We start from the raw sequence: 18249 nt of genomic DNA, 5'->3' as shown, positions 1-18249 counted from the left end.
TTCTTCACGGCTTTGGCACGATGGGGTCGTGAAGATCATCGTGAAAATCGCCGTCACCGGTGCGGCCTTCTGGATCGCCTCGTGGCTGCTCGCAGGAGTCCACATCGGCACCGCCCAGGACGGGCTGCTCGACCGGATCATCACGCTCGGGGTCATCGCGGTGATCTTCGGCGTGGTCAACGCCGTCCTCAAACCGATCATCAAGACCCTCGGCTGCGGCTTCTACGTCCTCACCCTCGGACTGTTCTCACTGGTCGTCAACGCCGCGCTGTTCATGCTCGTCGCCTGGATCGCCGGACAGTTCGACCTGGTGTTCGGCGTCGACCACTTCGGATGGGCGATCCTCGGCTCGGTCGTGGTCACCGTCGCCGGCTGGGTCATCAACCTGGTCCTGCCCGACCGGGTCGCTCGCTAACCGAGCAGCGGCTGCAGCTCGACCGCGGCGCGGCGCATCCGCTCGGTCAGCACCGGCCAGAACCGGCCGATGTCCGACAGCGGCATCGCCGCGGCCAGCACCACCCGCTCCGAGGGCTTCTCGTGGTCGCGCACGACCACCGCCGCGCAGCCGACCTCGTCCTGGAACTGGCCCATCTCGGCGTACACCCCCGACTCGCCGTAGACCATGAGGTCCCGCTCGAGCGCGTCGGGCTCGGTGAGCGTCCTGCCGGTGAACCGGCGCATCCCCGCCGCCCGCAGGTACAGCGACCGCTCACGGTGGCCCAGCGTCGCCAGCAGCGCCTTCCCCAGCGCCGTCGCGTGCGCCCCGTCGTCGAACCCGACGATGAGGTCCTCCACGTGCGGGCTCCGCGGCCCCTCGGTCACCGACGTGACCGCCGGGCGGCCCTCCACGAACCTGGCCACGAACGTGCTGTACCCGGTCTCGGTCGACATGCGGCGCATGAACTCCCCGGCCGTGCGCGGACCCGCCATCGCCTGCGTCAACTCCGAATAGCGGTCCGAGACCTCCAGCCCCAACGTGTACCGGCCGTCCTCGCTCCGGCGCAGATAACGCTCGTACACCAGCGTCCGCAGCAGGTTGTAGGCCGTGGCCCGGTTGAGCCCGCACTCGAACGCGATCCGCTGCGCCGACGCGCCGCCGCGATGACGGCCCACGACCTCCATGATCCGCAGCGCCCGCTGAACGCTCTGGATCATCTTGGTCGGCTCGTCCTCCTCGCCCGGCTGGATACCGCCGTGCTTGCGCCGCTCTCCTCTGGTCCGCCGCTGCTCCACCATGCCGCCGCTCCGTTCGCCGCTCCGTGTACCGAGTGCTCCGAGCCGGGACGCGAGGCCCCCCGGCACCGCGCGAACCGCAAATCTAACTATATAAACAACAGCCGCTTGCGTCGGCCGCCGACAACGGGCAGTATCTACGTGTCAGCACCGTTCGAGTCCGGTCAGCCGGGCGTCGAACACCTTCCGCGGAGCGGTGTCGAGTCCCCACCAACTTCAAGCCGCCTCCGCGGGCGAACACACCAAATATTCGAAGTGCGGCGGTTCCTCCCACCAGAACCGCTGCACTTCGTTTTTTCCCACCGCCACCGCCGCGACCTCACTTTCCGACCGTCCAGTAGGGTCAGGCCAACACTCGCACGGCCGGCGCTCCACGTCAAGACACACCACCCGAAAGCGCGACGAATCCACCCGCCGCCGACCGGAGTACGGTTGCCGACGTGTCGACACGAGCCGCCCCGACAACCTCCTCGACCGCGGCCACCGCCCTGAGCGTCAACGTCGCCGCGGTCATGCCGGTGTTCCTCTTCGGCGGCCTCGCCGTCCAGGTCGCCGCCGAACTCGACATGAGCGCCGGCACCATCGGACTGGTCGCCGGACTCTACTTCGCCGTCGCCGGCCTCACCGCCGTGCCCGCGGGCCACCTCGTCGAACGCTACGGCGCCCCCGCCACCGCCCGCCTCGCCGTCGGCCTCGCCGCAGGGTCGATGCTCGCCACCGCGGCCCTCGCCCACCACACCGCGACCCTCATCGCCCTCATCGTCCTCAGCGCACCCGCCAACGGCCTCGGACAACTCGCCTCCAACACCGTCCTGTCCAACTGGGCCCCACACCACCGCAAAGGCCTCCTCTTCGGCGCCAAACAGGCGTCAGTGCCGCTGTGCACCATGCTCGCCGGACTGAGCGTCCCCGCCATCGCCCTCACCGCCGGCTGGCGATGGGCCTTCGTCACCGGCGCCGCCGTCGCCCTCCTGTCCCTCATCCCCCTCGCCGGCCTCGGCCGCCCCGCACGCCCCGCCCCCACCGGAAACGGACGACGCCTCGACCGCCGCCTCGTCGTCTTCGCCTCCGCCACCTGCCTCGCCGCCGCCGCGGCCACCCCGCTCGGCTCCTTCCTGACCACCTACGCGGTCGCCATCGGCGCCTCCGAATCGTTCGCCGGCCTCAACCTCACCGTCGGCGGACTGGCCGGCGTCATCGCCCGCACCGCCGTCGGCGCGCTCGCCGACCGGCGCGGCGGCGGCGAACTGGGCCTGATCGTGATCATGCTCGCCGGCGGCACCGCCGGACTCGCGACCCTCCTGGCCGGCCAGGTGTGGCTCCTGCCGCTCGGCACCGCCGCCGGATTCGCGCTCGGCTGGGCCTGGCCGGGCCTGATGAACTTCGCCGTCACCAAGCGCTACCCCGACACGCCCGCCGCGGCCACATCGATCACCCAGACCGGCGTCTACCTCGGCGGCGCGGTCGGCCCCATCGCCTTCGGCCTCATCGTCGACCACGCCGGCTGGACCGCCGGATGGACCGTCTCGGTCGCCGCCATGGCCGCCGCCGCGGTGTTCATCGTCGCCGGCGGCCGCCTCATCCCCGAGCCGGACGACTAGGGCGTGTGCGACTCTCAGTTCCCGCCTTGTGCCGTTTCGCCGACCACACGATAAGGTGAGCCTGTGGTGACCACCGGAAGTGCCCAGAACGCGCTGAGTTTTACCGACGAGGCGTTCGCCGAGCGGATTCGGGAATCCCTCGACGCCGTCGAGGAGCGACTGCTCAAAGCCGTCGACACCGACCAGCCCCTGCTGCGCCAGTCCGGCTCCCACCTCATCAACGCCGGCGGGAAACGGTTCCGCCCCATGCTCACCCTCGCCTGCGCCCACCTCGGCGACCCCACGCGACCGGGCATCATCGAATCGGCCGTCGCGCTCGAACTGACGCACCTGGCGACCCTCTACCACGACGACGTCATGGACGAGGCGGCCGTGCGCCGCGGCGCCCCCAGCGCGAACGCCCGCTGGGACAACTCCGTCGCCATCCTCACCGGCGACTACCTGTTCAGCCAGGCCGCCCAGATCATGGCCGAACTCGGCCCCGAAGCCGTACGCGCCCAAGCGCTCACCTTCGCCCGCCTCGTCCGCGGCCAGATCAACGAGACCATGCCCCGGCCCGACGGCATCGACGCGGTCGAATGGCACCTGTCGATCCTCTCGGAGAAGACCGGCTCCCTCATCGCCACCTGCGCGAAATTCGGCGCCTGGTTCGCCGGCACCGACCCCGAGACCATCGCCACCGCCGAAGAATTCGGCGAAGTCATCGGCGTCGCCTTCCAGATCGCCGACGACATCATCGACATCGCCTCCGACAGCTCCGGCAAGACCCCCGGCACCGACCTCCTCGAAGGCGTCCCCACACTCCCGGTCCTCTACGCCCTGGCCGGCACCGACCCCGCCGACGCGCGACTGCGCGAACTCGTCTCCGGGCCCGTGCCCGAGGAGCGGCTGCCGGAGGCGCTGGCGATGCTGCGCGGATCCGGGGCCCTGGAGGAGGCCAAGTCGACCCTCCACTCCTACCAGCGGCGGGCCCGGCGCCTGGCCGCGTCCCTTCCCGAGGGTCCGGCGCGGCAGGCGCTGGTCGACATCTGCGACTACATGGTCCAGCGCGACGCCTGACCGCGCATGGACTTCGACGTGGACTACCCCGAGGTCGGGGCCACACGGGGCGGTCCGATGCCGGCCGGCTACCGCCACCTGCACCGCGAGACCGAGCTGCGGGCCCCGCTCGCCGAAGCGGCCGAGATCCTCATGAGCTGGGGCCTGCACGAGCGCTGCGGGCTGCGCCCCGAATCGGCCTCGCCGCGCGCCGTGCCGGGGGCCGAGGTGGTCCTGCACCTGGCATGGCTGCGCATCCCGTGCCAGGTCGTGTGGGCCCACGACGGTCCGGAGCGAGCCGGGTTCGCCTACGGGTCGATGCCCGGCCACCCCGAGAACGGCGAGGCCGCGTTCGTGCTCGACCGGATCGACGCCGACCGGACCCGATTCACCGTCCGGTCCTTCTCCAGGCCCGGCAGGTGGATCACCCGGCTGGGCGGACCGGTCTCCAGGGCCGCGCAGCGGCGCTTCACCGACCGCTTCACGGACCGGATGCGCACGGCCTGCGCCGAGCCCTAGAGCGGGACGCCGTCCTCCAGATGGGCGATACAGCGATCCATGTAGGACATGAGGTCGCCGTGGCCGCCGGCGTCGGCCCACGCGGTGATCGCCGTCGTCCACGAGGCGACCACCGAGGCGGCGAAATTGCGGACCTCGAGGTCCTCGGGACTCCGATCGTAGCGCTCGGCCACCAGGTCGGCGAGCATCCGCTGCGTGGCCGAGGCCTGCTGGAACTGGCGGGCCAGCAGCGACGGCACCGAGACGATCATCGCCACGCGGCCCCGGATCCGCTCCAGGTCCTCGGGCGCGAAGTCGGCGAACAGCTCCGCGAGGGTCGCGCGCATCGCCGCCAGCGGCGGCACGTCCGGACTCTGGCGCTGGAAGACCGCCACGATCATCGGGTCGTACTCGTCCTGCACCACCACGTCCTCCTTGGTCGGGAAGTAGCGGTAGAACGTCGACGGGGACACCCCTGCGGCCTCGGCGATCTGCTCGACGGTCGTCGCCTCGTAGCCCTGGTCGGCGAACAGCCGCAGGGCCTCCTCCTGCATCCGGTGGAGGGTCTCGATCTTCTTGCGCTCACGCAGTCCGGGACGGCTCATGCAGCGATTGTGCCCCGTCCCCGCCGTCGGCCGTCGACTCGGGGAACCTGAGGGCGGCCGCGATCTTCACCGCCCCGGCCAGGACGGCGCAGCCGAGGAACACGACCGTCATCGCGTCGGTGAAGGCCGCTTCGGCGGCCGCGGCGAGCTCGGGCATGTCGAGGGCCTTCGCAGCGGCGGCGGCCCCGGCCACGGAGTCCTCGGCGGCGATCCGGGCCTCGTCCGGCAGCTGAGGCGGATCCAACCGCGCCAGATAGACCGTCGAGGCGACCGACCCGAGCACCGCGACACCGATCGCTCCGCCGGTCTGACGCATGGTCTGCATGAGCGCCGACCCGACCGCGGCCCGGTCCGGCGGCAGCGACGCCAGCACCGCGTCGGTGGCCGGCACCATCGACATGCCGAGCCCGGCGCCGAGCACCGACAGCCAGGCGGCGGCGAGCCCGTAACCGGTGTCCGGGCCGGTCGCCATCGCCACCAGGCACCCGGCCGCGAGCAGACCGAGGCCGCAGGTGACGGTCACGCGGTAGCCGACGCGGGCGGCGAGCCGCTCACTGGCCAGGCCCCCGACCATGAGACCGCCGATCATCGGCAGCAGCCGCAGCCCGGTGCCGAACGCGCTGTGCCCTTCGACGGCCTGAAGATACTGCGGGACCAGGAACAGCGACCCCATCAGCACCATCGAGGCGGCGGTGGCGACGATCGAGCCCCACAGGAACGCCGGACGCCTGAACAGCCCCATGTCGACCATCGGCCGCTCCGCCCGCGTCTGCGTGACCACGAAATACGCCAGCAGCGCCGCTCCCCCGAGCGCGGGGAACAGCGTCCGGGCGTCGGTCCAGCCCGCGACCGGCGCCTCGATGACGCCGTAGACCAGCGCGGCGAGACCGGCCACGGCCGCGGCCGCCTGGAGCGGTCGGACCGGCGGGGCGTGCCGGTCGGTGGACTCCGGCAGCAGCACCGCGACCGCGACCAGGCCGACGAGGATGAGCGGAATGTTGATCAGGAAGACCGAACCCCACCAGTACCGCTCGAGGAGCAGGCCGCCCACGAGCGGCCCGAGCGGCAGACCGATGGCCATCCCCGCGGTCAGCACGGCGACCGCACGGGTGCGCTCGGCTCCGGCGAACATGCTCGGCACGACGGCCATCGAGACGGGGATGACGACGGCGGCGCCGACGCCCATGAGGGCGCGGGCGGCGATGAGGACGGCGACGCCGCCCGCGAGCGTGGCCATGACGCAGGCGACCAGGAACACGCCCAGGCCGGCCAGGAGGACTTTCCTGCGGCCGATCCGGTCGCCGAGCAGGCCCGCGGGCAGCAGGAGCGCGGCCAGCACGACGATGAAGGCGTCGACGATCCACTGCAGCTCGGCGGTGGAGGCGTCGAGGTCGACCGCGAGGGTCGGCAACGCGACGTTGAGGATCGTGACGTCGAGCCCGACGACGAGGATCCCCAGCAGGAGGGAGAGCAGGGCCCACCAGCGGCGGCGGGCGGTGACGGCGTTCATGGCACCTCATTTTTTGGAAGTAACTGTCATTTGACAGTAGCTGTCATAAACGAGGCTGTCAACACCGTCGCCACCGGACTGCCCGCGACGCCGCAACGGCCGATTCGCTATCGTGCAAGCCGACCCCGGCCCCTCGCCTCGGCGGCGGGCCGCGCCCGGACCCGGGCGCAGCGACGGCCGCAGCACTCGCCGAGGAGCAGAACACCGTGCAAGCCAGCCCTTCCCGGCCCCCCGCCAAACCGAACACCGTTCGAGCGGCCCAGGCCCTCATCTGGGTGCAGTTCACGACCATCGCCGCCCTCTACCTGCTGGGCCTGAACTTCCTCACCACGGCGATCACGACCTCCTCGAACGACGAGACCATGTTCGACGTGGTGGGCGGCGGCGGCGCCGAACGGTGGATCCTGGCCCTCACGGCACTGGGCGTGACGCTCTCCCTGCCGGTGATCGCGATCGGGCTCGGGCGCCGGGACCCGGCCGCCGTGGTGGCCGCCTGGTACGCGCTGGCGTTCATTCCGCTGGGCATGTACATCTGGATCGTGGCGCGCGCCTACGTGGCGACCTTCCCGGACGGCCCGGAGTTCTTCATCAGCGCGGGGACGATGCTCGCCGTGTGCGCCGCGATGCCGACGGGGATCCTGCTGTGCCTGTCGAGCCGCGCGGCCAGAACCTGGTTCGCGCCGCCGAGGGTGGCGATCCCCGAACAGGCACGAGCCGAGGACCGCGAACCCGCCGGCGCCAACACTGTATTACAAGTTGTAATACGATGACGCCATGTCGACTTTGAATGTGCGCACCGATGGAGCGATGGAAGAGGCCATCCGCGCGTTGACCGAATCCTCCGGCCGCTCACGCACCGAAGCGGTGCGGTACGCCTTGTTGCGTACCTATCGCGAGGAACTGATCAAGCAGGCGAGGGCCGACGCCGAACGGCTCGCAGAAGACCCTGACGACCGGGCCGAGATGCTGGCGATTCAGCGGTACATGGGCGTCGGCGAGTGATCTTCCGCGGAGCCGTCTACGAGGTCAAGCCCGCTCGAGGAGCCTCCGGCCGCGAGCTGCGCGGTGCCCGATACGGCGTGGTGATTCAATCCGACCAGTTCGCCTGCAGCACTGTGACTGTGGCCATGACGTCAACGGTAGCCGGCGAAGCGGTGTATCGGCCCGAGGTCGAGTTCCTCGGCACGAAGTCGAGGATCCTCACCGATCAGATCTACTCGTTCGACCAGGGCAGGCTAGGTGAATGCAAAGGCGGGCTGGACCCCGATGAGCAGGAGGCGCTCGATCAAGCGCTGCTGTTGAAACTCGCGCTGTTCTGAGATCGACCGAACTCGAGGGGCGCCGGGCTTGCCCGGCGCCCCTCGAGTGCTCGCTTCGGCTCAAGTGCCGAGGAAGGTGCTCGCTTCGCTCACGACCTCCAGCAGGAAGCCCGGCGCCACGCCGAGCAGTACCGTGGCGACCACTCCGGCGGCGACCACGGTCCCGGCCATCGGGCTCGGGAGGTTGACCGTGGGGGCGTCGGGGGCCGGTTCGTTGAGCCAGAGCAGGACCACGACCCGCAGATACGGGAAGGCCAGGATCGCCGAGGAGACCACTCCGACGACGACCAGGCCGACCTCGCCGGCTTGGAGACCGGCGCTGAAGAGGCTGAACTTGGCGGTGAAGCCGCTGGTGAACGGGATGCCGGCGAGGGCCAGCATCAGGATCGTGAAGATCACCGCCATTCCCGGCGAGTTCTTGCCGAGCCCGGCCCAGCGGGACAGGTCGGTGGCCTCGTCGTCGCCGTCCCGGACCAGGCTGACGACCGCGAACGCGGCGATCACCGTGAAGCCGTAGGCGACCAGGTAGAACATCGTCTGACCGACGGCCTCGCCGAGGGCGATCACGCCGATGAGGAGGTAGCCGGCGTTGGCGATGGAGCTGTAGGCCAGCAGGCGCTTGATGTTCCGCTGGGTGACCGCGAAGATCGCGCCGCCGAGCATCGTCGCGACGGCGATGATCATGAGGATCATGTGCCAGTCCCATGCGGAGGACTCCAGGGCGACGTTGAAGACCCGCAGGAGGCCGCCGAAGGCGGCGGCCTTCACGCAGGCGGCCATCAATGCGGTGACCGGCGTGGGGGCGCCGGTGTAGACGTCGGGGGTCCACATGTGGAACGGGACCGCGGCGGCCTTGAACAGCAGGGCGACCGCGATCATGCCGACGCCGATGTAGAGCAGGATCCGCGGCTCGTTCGAGCTGACGCCGGCCTGGTTGATGCCGGCCAGGTCGATCGTGCCGGCGAAGCCGTAGAGCATCGCCATGCCGTAGACGAAGAACGCCGACGCGAACGCGCCCAGCAGGAAGTACTTGAGGGCCGCTTCCTGCGAGATGAGGCGACGGCGTTTGGCCATGCCGCACAGCAGGTAGAGCGGGAGGCTCAGCATCTCCAGGGCCACGAACATGGTGAGCAGGTCGCCGGCGACGACGAACATCATCATGCCGCCGACGGCGAACAGGGTCAGCGGGAAGACCTCGGTCGCTCCGGGTTCGCGGCGCTGGGCGATGTCGGCCGGCGAGTCGGCGACCACGGCGGCTTCGGCGACGAAGTCGCCGCCGGCGGTGGTGCGCTGCTCGGCCAGCAGCAGGACGGCGACCAGCGCCAGGAGCACGATCGCGCCTTGGAGGAACAGTCCGGGCCCGTCGAGGGCGACCGCGCCGATCGCGGTGTCGCCGAGGGAGAAGGCCGTCTGGTTCTTCCCGGCGTTCAGGACCACGGCGATGAACGCGCCGGCGAGCGCGAGGACGGTGAGGCCCACTTGGATCGGCAGGCGCCTGGACTTGGGGACCGTGGCCTCGAGCAGCAGGCCCGCGAAGGCCGCTGCGAAGACGACGATCATGGGCGCCAAGCCTGCCCAGTCAATTTCGATCTCACTCATTGGTATCTCCGGCGGCAGGTACTTCGGCGGGCTCGTCTTGGACGAACTCGAGGGTGTGGTCCACTGACGGTTCGATCGCGTCGATCAGGGGCTGCGGGTAGAAGCCGAAGCCGATGATCGCGATGACCAGCGGCGCGACCAGGGCCTTCTCGCGGACGGTGAGGTCGCGTTTCATCGCCGGCAGCTGGTCGAGGGCCGGGTTGCGGTCGCCTTGCATCGTCCGCTGGTACATCCACAGCACGTATGCGGCGGCGAGGATGATGCCGAGGGTGGCGACGACGGCGACCGGTTCGTTGGCGGAGAAGGTGCCGAGCAGGACCAGGAACTCGGAGATGAACGGGGCCGTGCCCGGCAGCGACAGGGAGGCGAGTCCGGCGAAGAGGAACACGCCCGCGAGCAGCGGCAGGGTCTTGGCCGCTCCGCCGTAGTCGGCGATGGCGCCCGATCCGCGGCGCAGCGCGAGCATGCCGACGACGATGAACAGCAGCCCGGTGGCCAGGCCGTGGTTGAACATGTAGAGGATCGCGCCGGTGGCCGAGGCGGAGGTGAAGGCGAAGATGCCGACGCCGATGAAGCCGAAGTGGGCGATCGAGGTGTAGGCGACCAGGCGTTTGAGGTCGGTCTGGCCGATGGCGACCAGGGCGGCGTAGATGATGCCGACCACGCTCATGGCGATGATCCACGGCGCGAACGTGCGGGTCGCGTCGGGGAACAGCGGCAGGCAGTAGCGCAGGATCGCGAAGGTGCCGATCTTGTCCATGACGCCGACCAGGAGCGCGGCGATCGCGGCGGGCGCGGCGCCGCCGGCGTCCGGCAGCCAGGTGTGGAACGGGAAGAACGGGGCCTTGATCGCGAAGGCGACGAAGAAGCCGAGGAACAGCCAGTTCTGGAGGGTCCCCGAGGCCATCGGTTCGGTTTCGACGAGGGTCTGCCAGTCGAACACGCCGCCGTTCGCGACCCACAGGCCGATGACGGCGACGAGCATGAACAGGCCGCCGAGCAGCGAGTAGAGGAAGAACTTGACCGCCGCGTACTGCCGCCGGGGCCCGGACCCGTAGGAGCCGATGAGGAAGTACATCGGGACCAGCATCGCTTCGAAGAAGAAGTAGAACAGCAGCACGTTGGAGGCGAGGAAGGTCGCCAGCATCGCCGCTTCGAGCGCGAGGATGAGCGCGAAGAACGTCGGCACCGACCGTTGGACGGCGTCGAGGTCCCTCCAGGCGGCGAGCATCGCGATGGGGGTGAGTCCGGCGGTGAGCGCGACCATGAGCAGCGCGATGCCGTCCACGCCCCAGGAGAGGTTGAGGTCCCAGGCCGCGATCCAGGTGTAGGACTCGGTGAGCTGGAGCCATTCGGCGCCCGAGCCGTAGTCGAAGCTGAGCGCGACGATCGCGGTGATGACCGCGACCGCCCCGGAGAAGCCCAGGGCCGTCCATTTGGCGATGGCGGCCTGTTCGCGCCGGACGGAGGCGACGATGACCGCTCCGATCAGGGGCACGACGACCAGGGCCGACAGCAGGGGGAACTCGTTCATTGGATGACCACCACCATGAGCGCGGCCACCACGATGACGGCGCCGGACAATATGGACAGGGCATAGGAGCGGACGAAGCCGGTCTGGAGTCGCAGCAGGCGGCTCGAGGTGCCGCCGACTGCGGCCGAGAGGCCGTTGACGACGCCGTCGACGCCGCGGGAGTCGACGGCGACCGACGCGTTGGCGGCGAACCGTCCGGGGGCTTCGAACAGGCCCCGGTTGACCGCTTCGCCGCCGAGGTCGGCTCGGGCGACGCGGACCGGCCAGGCCGCGGCGCGCGGGGCCGGGTCGGTGCCGCCTCGGAACAGGATCCAGGCGAGCGCGGCGCCGGCGATCACGACCGCGGTGGTCGCGATCGTCACCTGCATGTGGCTGAGGTGGCCGTGGGGTTCTTCGTGCGCGCCGAAGACCGGGGTGAGCCATTCGGTCACCGGGGAGGCCATGAGGCCGCCGGCGGCCAGTGAGCCGAGGCCGAGCAGCACGAGCGGGCCGGTCATGATCGCCGGGGACTCGTGCGGGTGGACGTCGTCGGTCCACCGCTTGGGGCCGTGGAAGGTGAGGACGAACAGGCGCGTCATGTAGAACGCGGTGAGCGCGGCGCCGAGGAGGGCGGCGCCTCCGGCGACCCAGCCCTCCCAGCCTTCGCGGGCGAACGCGGCGGCGATGATCGGGTCTTTGGAGAAGTACCCGCTGAAGGGGAACAGTCCGATGATGGCGACCCATCCGGCGGCGAAGGTCGCGTACGTCCACGGCATGACCCGCCACAGGCCGCCGAATCGGCGGATGTCGGTCTGGTCGTTCATGGCGTGCATGACCGAGCCGGAGCCGAGGAAGAGCCCGGCTTTGAAGAAGCCGTGGGCGAGCAGGTGGATGATGCCGAGCGCGTAGGCGCCGCCGCCGAGGCCGACGGCGAGGAACATGTAGCCGATCTGGGAGACCGTGGACCAGGCGAGGACGCGTTTGATGTCGTCTTTGGCGCAGCCGACGATCGCGCCGAACAGGAGCGTGAGCGCGCCGACGGCGACCACTGCGGTCTGGACGGTCTCGTTGAGGTTGAAGATCGGGTTGGAGCGGGCGATGAGGTAGACGCCGGCGGTGACCATGGTGGCGGCGTGGATGAGCGCCGACACGGGCGTGGGGCCCTCCATCGCGTCCGGCAGCCAGGTCTGGAACGGCCATTGGCCGGATTTGCCGCAGGCGGCGGCCAGCAGGAGCAGGCCGATCGCGAGGCTCGCTCCGGAGGAGAGTTCCGCGGCGCCGTTGAAGACGTCGGCGAAGTCGAGGCTGCCGATCGCGCCGATCATGACGAACATGGCCAGCAGGAAGCCGACGTCGGCGACGCGGTTGGTCAGGAACGCCTTCTTGCCGGCGGTGGCGGCCGACGGCTTCATCTGCCAGAACGCGATGAGCAGGTAGGAGGCGAGGCCGACTCCCTCCCAGCCGATGAAGGTCATGAAGTAGTTGCCGCCGAGGACGAGGATGAGCATCGCGGCGACGAACAGGTTGAAGTAGCCGAAGAACTTCCTGCGTCCGGGGTCGTCGGCCATGTAGCCGACGGCGTAGACGTGGATGAGGAAGCCGACGCCGGTGATCAGGAGCGTGAAGACCGCGCTGAGCGGGTCGAGCAGGAGGCTCGCTGCGATCTCGGTGTCGCCGACGGCGATGATGGTGAACAGGTCGACCGCGGCGCTCTTGTCGTCCCGGCCCGCCATGGTGGCGAACATGGCCAGCGCGAGCGCGAAGGCGGCGCCGACGGTGCCGGCGCCGACCCAGTGACCCCATCGGTCGGATCGTCGGCCGGTGAGCAGCAGCAGGGCCGCGCCGGCGGCGGGCAGGGCGATGAGCAGCCACGTCAAGGAGAGCAGTCCGGTGGCGGGCGCGTACGTTATCTCGTCCACTGAGTCCTCACTAGGCCTTCAGGAGATTGGCGTCGTCGACCGAGGCCGAGCGTCGGGAGCGGAAGATCGCCATGATGATCGCGAGTCCGACGACGACTTCGGCGGCGGCTACGGCCATGACGAAGAACGCCATGACCTGGCCGTCGATGGTGCCGGTGGTGCGGGCGAAGGTGACCAGGGTCAGGTTGCCGGCGTTGAGCATGAGCTCGACGCACATGAACACGACGATGGCGTTGCGCCGTACCAGGACCCCGATGGCGCCGATGCTGAACAGCGCGGCGGCGAGGATGAGGTAGTACTCCGGGCTCATCGTTCCTACCCTTCGGTGTGCTTGGGGGCGGATTCGGCGGCCGACAGCTGCCGCGGCGGCACGTGCTCGGAGAGGCTCTCGGCGGCGGTGGTGCCGTCCGGCAGGAGCGCGGGGGTCGCGGTCGAGTCGGAGGTGGCGAACACGCCGGGCCCGGGTTTGGGGCCGGGGTAGTTGCCGGGGGCGAACCGTTCGCGGCTGGCCTCTTTCTGGCCGCGGGCTTCGCCTTTGCGGGCGACGTGGGCGAGCATGAGCGCGCCGACGGCGGCGACGGTGAGGACGCCGGAGACCACTTCGAAGGGGAACACGTAGGTGGTGAAGAGGCTTTCGGCGATCGCGGCGACGTTGGAGTCGCCGGCCGCGCCGGTGGCGGTCGGCGGTGAGCCGGCGATGGTGAGGCCGGTGACGGCGTGGGCCATGCCGGCGGCCAGGAGGCCGGCGAGGCCGATGCCGAGCGCGATGGCGAAGAACCGCTGGCCGCGGAGGGTCTCGAACATGGAGTCGCGCGCGTCTCGTCCGAAGAGCATGAGCACGAACAGGAACAGCATCATGATCGCGCCGGTGTAGACCATGATCTGCACGAAGCCGAGGAACGGGGCCGACTGCAAGATGTAGAAGACGGCCAGGCAGATCATGGTGAGGGCGAGCATGAGGGCGGCGTGGACGGCCGATCGTGCCATCACGAGGCCGATGGCGCCGGCGAGGGCGAGCGGCGCGAGGATCCAGAAGGCGACCGCTTCGCCGGTGGAGGCGGCTTGGGCGAGGTCGGTGATCACTGGTCCCTCCTCTGCAGCATCTCGGTGAGGGAGAATTCGGCGCCGGCGCTGTCGCCGGGCGTGGTCGGTCCGGACTCGTAGTAGTCCTTCTCGGACTCGCCCATGCGCATGGGGTGCGGCGGCTGCTCCATGCCCTCTTTGAGGGGGGCGAGGAGTTCTTCCTTGGTGAAGATGAGGTCGCGCCGGTCGTCGCGGGCGAGTTCGTACTCGTTGCTCATGGTGAGCGAGCGGGTGGGGCACGCTTCGATGCACAGTCCGCAGAAGATGCAGCGGGCGTAGTTGATCTGGTAGGTCTTGGCGTACCGCTCGCCGGGCGAGTACCGCTCGGTCTCGGTGTTCTCGGCGCCTTCGACGTAGATGGCGTCGGCGGGGCACGCCCAGGCGCACAGTTCGCAGCCGATGCACTTCTCGAGGCCGTCGGGGTGGCGGTTGAGGACGTGCCGGCCGTGGTAGCGCGGCTGGACCTTCGGCGGTTCCTCGGGGTACTTGACCGTCACCTTGGGTTTGAACATGTGGCGGAAGGTGACGCCGAAGCCTTTGGCCGTGGACATCTAGTCCTCCTTACCGGTCGGCGACGCTGGCGAGCCGTCGCCCGGCTCGGTCGCGGTGGTGGCGGGTTCGTGGTCGTGCCGTTCGAGTTCGGTGAGTCCGCGCGGGCTGGGCGGGACGGCGAGGTCGATCGGCGGTACGGGGTAGCCGCCGAGCCCGGTGTCGGGTTCGGTCGGCGGTTCGTAGGGTTTCCTGCTCGGCCAGAAGAAGATCAGGGCCATGACCACGATCGCGGCGCCCGCGGCGTAGGCGATGCGGGTGGGCAGTTCGTTGTCGGCGTCGAGGCCGATGTTCATGGCGGCCAGGACCAGCAGCCAGACGAGGCTGATCGGGACGAGGACCTTCCAGCCGAGGTTCATGAACTGGTCGTAGCGGAACCGCGGGAGGGTGCCGCGGAGCCAGACGTAGAAGAACAGGAACGCCAGGACCTTGCCGAAGAACCAGACCAGCGGGAGCCAGCCTTCGTTGGCCTCGGGCCACCAGGAGTTGGGGAAGGGCGCGGCCCATCCGCCGAGGAACAGGGTCACGCACAGGGCGGACATGGTGACCATGTTGACGTATTCGGCGAGGAAGAAGGAGGCGTATTTGAGGCTGGAGTATTCGGTCGCGAAGCCGGCGACGAGTTCGGATTCGGCTTCGGGCAGGTCGAACGGGGCCCGGTTGGTCTCGCCGACCATGGCGATGACGAAGACGATGAAGCTGGGGGCGAGGATGAGGAAGTACCAGCCCGGGAGGGTCGCCTCGAAGCCGCCGATGCTCATCGGGATGCCGCCGCGTTGGGCGTCGACGATGCCGCCGGTGGAGAGCAGCCGGGATTGGAAGAACACGGCCAAGACGGCCAGGCCGAGGGCGATCTCGTAGGAGATGACCTGCGCGGCGGCGCGGAGCGCGCCGAGCAGGGCGTACGAGGAGCCCGAGGACCAGCCGGCGAGGACGATGCCGTACACGCCGAGGGCGGAGCAGGCGAGGATGAGCAGGACGCTGACTTCGAAGTCGGTGAGCTGCAGGAGCGTCTCGCGGCCGAACAGGGTGACCTCGGGTCCGAAGGGGATGACCGCGAAGGCGGTGAACGCGCAGGTCACCGCGATGACGGGCGCGGCGATGAACACCACCTTGTCGGCGGTGCGCGGCATGATGTCCTCTTTGAACGCGAGTTTGAGGCCGTCGGCGAGGGACTGCAGGAGCCCGAAGGGCCCGTTGCGGTTGGGGCCGGGCCGCACCTGCATGATCGCGACCGCGCGGCGTTCGAACCAGATGGTGAACAGCACCAGCAGGACCAGCACGACGAACAGGCCGACGCCCTTGATCGCCATGAGCCAGAACGGATCGTTCATCGTTTGACCGCCTCCATGTCGGCGTCGGCGCCGCCGGCTGCGGGCCGCGGCGCGGTCGGGTAGGCGCGGATGGCGACGACGTCGCCGGCGTGCGCGCCCAGGTGGCGGAAGATGCCGCGGCCGGGCGCGTTGGTCGGCAGCCACACCACGCCTTCGGGCATGTCGGTGGTGGCCAGCGGGAGGGTGATCCCGCCGATGGAGGTCGACACGGTGACGCCGCCGCCTTCGGTCGCGCCGATGGATTTGGCGGTGGCGGCCGACAGCCGCACGACCGGGTCGGGCGCGCAGCCGGCGAGGTGCGGGTTGTTCTCCTGGAGGGATCCGCCGTCGAGCAGCTGCCGCCAGGTCGCCAGGACCGCTTTCCCTTCACCGGCGGCGGCGGGCCGGTCGGCCTGCCAGTCGGGGGCGGGCTGCCGGGTGATCGGGTCGGGCAGCCCGGCGAGTTCGCCGCGGACTTCGCGGGTGTCGGCGAGGCCGAGCTGGTGCCCCATGGCGCGGGCGAGGACGTCGAGGACCCGGTGGTCGCTCATCAGCTCCGAGTCCAGTACCGCGTCGAACGTCCGCAGTCGGCCCTCCCAGTCGAAGTAGGCGCCGGCCTTGTCGCTGACCGGCGCGACCGGGAGGACGACGTCGGCGACGCGGGTGACCGCCGAGTGCCGCAGTTCGAGGGAGACGACGAATCGGGCCGCGTAGAGCGCGGCTTCGACGGCGGGCGCGTCGGCGAAGTCGTACGGGTCGACGCCGCCGATGAGGAGGGCGTCGAGTTCGCCGTCGGCGGCGGCCTGCAGTATCTGCCAGGCGTGGCGGCCGTCGCCGCCGGGGAGGGCGTCGACGCCCCAGTACTCGGCGAGCTGGGCGCGGTCGTCGGCGTAGTTCGCCGATCCGCCGCCGGGCAGGAGCCCGGGCAGGCATCCGGTCTCGACCGCGCCGCGGTCGCCGGCGCGCCTGGGGATCCAGGCGAGGCGCGCGCCGGTGGCCTTCGCCAGTCGCACGGCGGCGCTGAAGGCCCCTTCGACGGTCGCGAGGCGCTCGCCGAGGAGGATGACCGCGCCCTCTTCGCTCATCGCGTCGTGGACGACGCCGCCGGACCGCCAGGAGTCGAGGAGTTCGGCCTCTTCGCCGGGCAGGCCCTCGATGAGGTTCGCGTCGAGTTTCGCGGTGCCGCGGGTGGCGAACGGGGCGAGGACGTGGACGCGCTGGCCGGAGGCTTGGACGGCTTTGCGCAGGCGCAGGAACGCGATGGGGCATTCCTCTTCGACTTCGAGTCCGGCGATGAGGACCGCGGGCGCTTTCTCGAGGTCTTCGTAGGTGACCGCGCCGGAGGAGGGGTAGACGCCGGCGACGGCGTGGGCGAGGAATTCGGACTCCTCGGTCGAGTGCGGCCGGGAGCGGAAGTCGATGTCGTTGGTGCCGAGGGCGACGCGGGCGAACTTGGAGTAGGCGTAGGCGTCTTCGACGGTGAGTCGCCCGCCGGGGAGGACGCCGACGCCGCCGGTGGCCTCGGTCAGGCCCTTCGCGGCGCGGCGCAGCGCCTCGGGCCAGGTCGCTTCGCGCAGGCTCCCGTCGGCTTCGCGGATCATCGGTTTGGTGATCCGGTCAGCGGAGTCGATGTAGGACATCGCCCAGCGGCCCTTGTCGCAGTTCCATTCCTCGTTGACGGCCGGGTCGTTGCCGGCGAGGCGGCGCAGGACCTTGCCGCGCCGGTGGTCGGAGCGCTGGGAGCAGCCGGCCGAGCAGTGCTCGCAGACGCTGGGGCTGGAGACGAGGTCGAACGGGCGGGAGCGGAACCGGTACTGGGTGCCGGTGAGGGCCCCGACCGGGCAGATCTGGACGGTGTTGCCGGAGAAGTAGGACTCGAACGGCTCGTCTTCGTAGACGCCGACCTGTTCGAGCGCGGACCGCTCCATCAGTTCGATGAACGGGTCGCCGGCGATCTGGTCGGAGAAGCGGGTGCAGCGGGCGCACAGGACGCAGCGTTCCCGGTCGAGCATGACCTGAGAGGAGATCGGCAGCGCCTTCTTGTAGGTGCGCTTCTCGGCGGCCTCCATGCGCGTCTCCGTGCGGCCGGTGCTCATCGCCTGGTTCTGCAGGGGGCATTCGCCGCCCTTGTCGCACACGGGGCAGTCGAGGGGGTGGTTGATCAGGAGGAACTCCATGATCCCCTCTTGGGCATCGCGGGCGACTTCGCTGGAGTGCTGGGTCTTGACGACCATGCCCTCCATCGCGGTGATGGTGCACGAGGCGGCGGGTTTGGGCATGCCGCGGCCGTTGCCCATGTCGGGGACCTCGACCAGGCACTGCCTGCAGGCCCCGGCCGGCTCGAGCAGCGGGTGGTCGCAGAACCGGGGGATCTCGATGCCGAGTTGCTCGGCGGCGCGGATGACCAGTGTGCCCTTGGGGACGGTGATCTCGAGGCCGTCGATGGTGAACGTGACCTGCTCAGTCATC

The 18249-nt window shown here is 70.0% G+C and carries 18 protein-coding genes; 7 read left to right on the top strand and 11 right to left on the bottom strand.

Going from position 1 to position 18249, the window contains the following annotated elements; all coding sequences use genetic code 11:
• Nucleotides 1-28 precede the first annotated feature (28 nt).
• Entirely contained in the window at nt 29-415 is a 387-nt protein-coding gene (locus ACYVL2_RS06805) for a phage holin family protein (RefSeq protein ID WP_460541539.1), read from the top strand.
• Here the strand turns inward: ACYVL2_RS06805 and ACYVL2_RS06800 are convergent.
• Entirely contained in the window at nt 412-1236 is an 825-nt protein-coding gene (locus ACYVL2_RS06800) for an IclR family transcriptional regulator (protein WP_460541537.1), read from the bottom strand. The genes ACYVL2_RS06805 and ACYVL2_RS06800 overlap by 4 nt on opposite strands.
• Nucleotides 1237-1673: 437 nt before the next feature.
• Between ACYVL2_RS06800 and ACYVL2_RS06795 the strand changes: the two genes are divergently transcribed.
• The 3 genes from ACYVL2_RS06795 to ACYVL2_RS06785 all read left to right on the top strand — a co-directional run bounded on the left by ACYVL2_RS06795 (nt 1674) and on the right by ACYVL2_RS06785 (nt 4391).
• Complete coding sequence (locus ACYVL2_RS06795; protein WP_460541535.1) at nt 1674-2834, top strand: MFS transporter; 1161 nt, start codon at nt 1674-1676, stop codon at nt 2832-2834.
• Nucleotides 2835-2897: 63 nt separating this feature from the next.
• Entirely contained in the window at nt 2898-3893 is a 996-nt protein-coding gene (locus ACYVL2_RS06790) for a polyprenyl synthetase family protein (protein ID WP_460541533.1), read from the top strand.
• A gap of 6 nt (nt 3894-3899) precedes the next feature.
• Entirely contained in the window at nt 3900-4391 is a 492-nt protein-coding gene (locus tag ACYVL2_RS06785; protein WP_460541531.1) for a DUF1990 family protein, read from the top strand.
• Here the strand turns inward: ACYVL2_RS06785 and ACYVL2_RS06780 are convergent.
• Complete coding sequence (locus ACYVL2_RS06780) at nt 4388-4975, bottom strand: TetR/AcrR family transcriptional regulator (protein WP_460541530.1); 588 nt, start codon at nt 4973-4975, stop codon at nt 4388-4390. The two genes, ACYVL2_RS06785 and ACYVL2_RS06780, sit on opposite strands and share 4 nt — an antisense overlap.
• A complete protein-coding gene (locus tag ACYVL2_RS06775; protein ID WP_460541528.1) occupies nt 4953-6485 on the bottom strand; it encodes an efflux MFS transporter permease in 1533 nt (510 codons plus the stop codon). The genes ACYVL2_RS06780 and ACYVL2_RS06775 overlap by 23 nt, the downstream gene beginning before the upstream one ends.
• A gap of 206 nt (nt 6486-6691) precedes the next feature.
• Here ACYVL2_RS06775 and ACYVL2_RS06770 point away from each other — a divergent pair, with 206 nt between their 5' ends.
• Genes ACYVL2_RS06770 through ACYVL2_RS06760 form a run of 3 tightly spaced genes read left to right on the top strand, consistent with a single transcriptional unit; the run spans nt 6692 to nt 7804 of the window.
• A complete protein-coding gene (locus ACYVL2_RS06770; protein ID WP_460541526.1) occupies nt 6692-7255 on the top strand; it encodes a hypothetical protein in 564 nt (187 codons plus the stop codon).
• A 4-nt stretch (nt 7256-7259) separates the two neighbouring features.
• A complete protein-coding gene (locus ACYVL2_RS06765) occupies nt 7260-7487 on the top strand; it encodes a hypothetical protein (RefSeq protein ID WP_460541524.1) in 228 nt (75 codons plus the stop codon).
• Entirely contained in the window at nt 7484-7804 is a 321-nt protein-coding gene (locus ACYVL2_RS06760) for a type II toxin-antitoxin system PemK/MazF family toxin (RefSeq protein ID WP_460541522.1), read from the top strand. Before ACYVL2_RS06765 ends, ACYVL2_RS06760 begins: the two co-directional genes overlap by 4 nt.
• Nucleotides 7805-7864: 60 nt before the next feature.
• Here the strand turns inward: ACYVL2_RS06760 and nuoN are convergent, their stop codons facing one another.
• From nuoN to ACYVL2_RS06720, 8 genes are read right to left on the bottom strand one after another with little or no spacing between them, the layout of a single operon-like run.
• A complete protein-coding gene (gene nuoN, locus ACYVL2_RS06755) occupies nt 7865-9403 on the bottom strand; it encodes an NADH-quinone oxidoreductase subunit N (RefSeq protein WP_460541520.1) in 1539 nt (512 codons plus the stop codon).
• Nucleotides 9396-10937, bottom strand: a complete 1542-nt coding sequence (locus ACYVL2_RS06750; protein ID WP_460541518.1) for a complex I subunit 4 family protein — start codon at nt 10935-10937, stop codon at nt 9396-9398. Before ACYVL2_RS06750 ends, nuoN begins: the two co-directional genes overlap by 8 nt.
• Entirely contained in the window at nt 10934-12835 is a 1902-nt protein-coding gene (gene nuoL / locus ACYVL2_RS06745; RefSeq protein ID WP_460541516.1) for an NADH-quinone oxidoreductase subunit L, read from the bottom strand. The genes ACYVL2_RS06750 and nuoL overlap by 4 nt, the downstream gene beginning before the upstream one ends.
• 10 nt (nt 12836-12845) lie before the next feature.
• Entirely contained in the window at nt 12846-13145 is a 300-nt protein-coding gene (gene nuoK / locus ACYVL2_RS06740) for an NADH-quinone/ubiquinone oxidoreductase subunit 4L family protein (RefSeq protein ID WP_460541514.1), read from the bottom strand.
• A gap of 5 nt (nt 13146-13150) precedes the next feature.
• A complete protein-coding gene (locus ACYVL2_RS06735) occupies nt 13151-13918 on the bottom strand; it encodes an NADH-quinone oxidoreductase subunit J (protein ID WP_460541512.1) in 768 nt (255 codons plus the stop codon).
• Nucleotides 13915-14469, bottom strand: a complete 555-nt coding sequence (nuoI, locus tag ACYVL2_RS06730; RefSeq protein ID WP_460541510.1) for a NuoI/complex I 23 kDa subunit family protein — start codon at nt 14467-14469, stop codon at nt 13915-13917. Before nuoI ends, ACYVL2_RS06735 begins: the two co-directional genes overlap by 4 nt.
• Nucleotides 14470-15801, bottom strand: coding sequence for a complex I subunit 1/NuoH family protein (nuoH, locus tag ACYVL2_RS06725; protein ID WP_460541508.1), 1332 nt, complete (start codon nt 15799-15801; stop codon nt 14470-14472).
• Nucleotides 15798-18248, bottom strand: coding sequence for an NADH-quinone oxidoreductase subunit G (locus ACYVL2_RS06720; protein WP_460541506.1), 2451 nt, complete (start codon nt 18246-18248; stop codon nt 15798-15800). Before ACYVL2_RS06720 ends, nuoH begins: the two co-directional genes overlap by 4 nt.
• Nucleotide 18249 lies beyond the last annotated feature (1 nt).

This window comes from Glycomyces halotolerans, from assembly GCF_054779575.1.
Note: the sequence above shows the minus strand (reverse complement) of the source record. Positions and strands in the feature narration are given on the sequence as shown.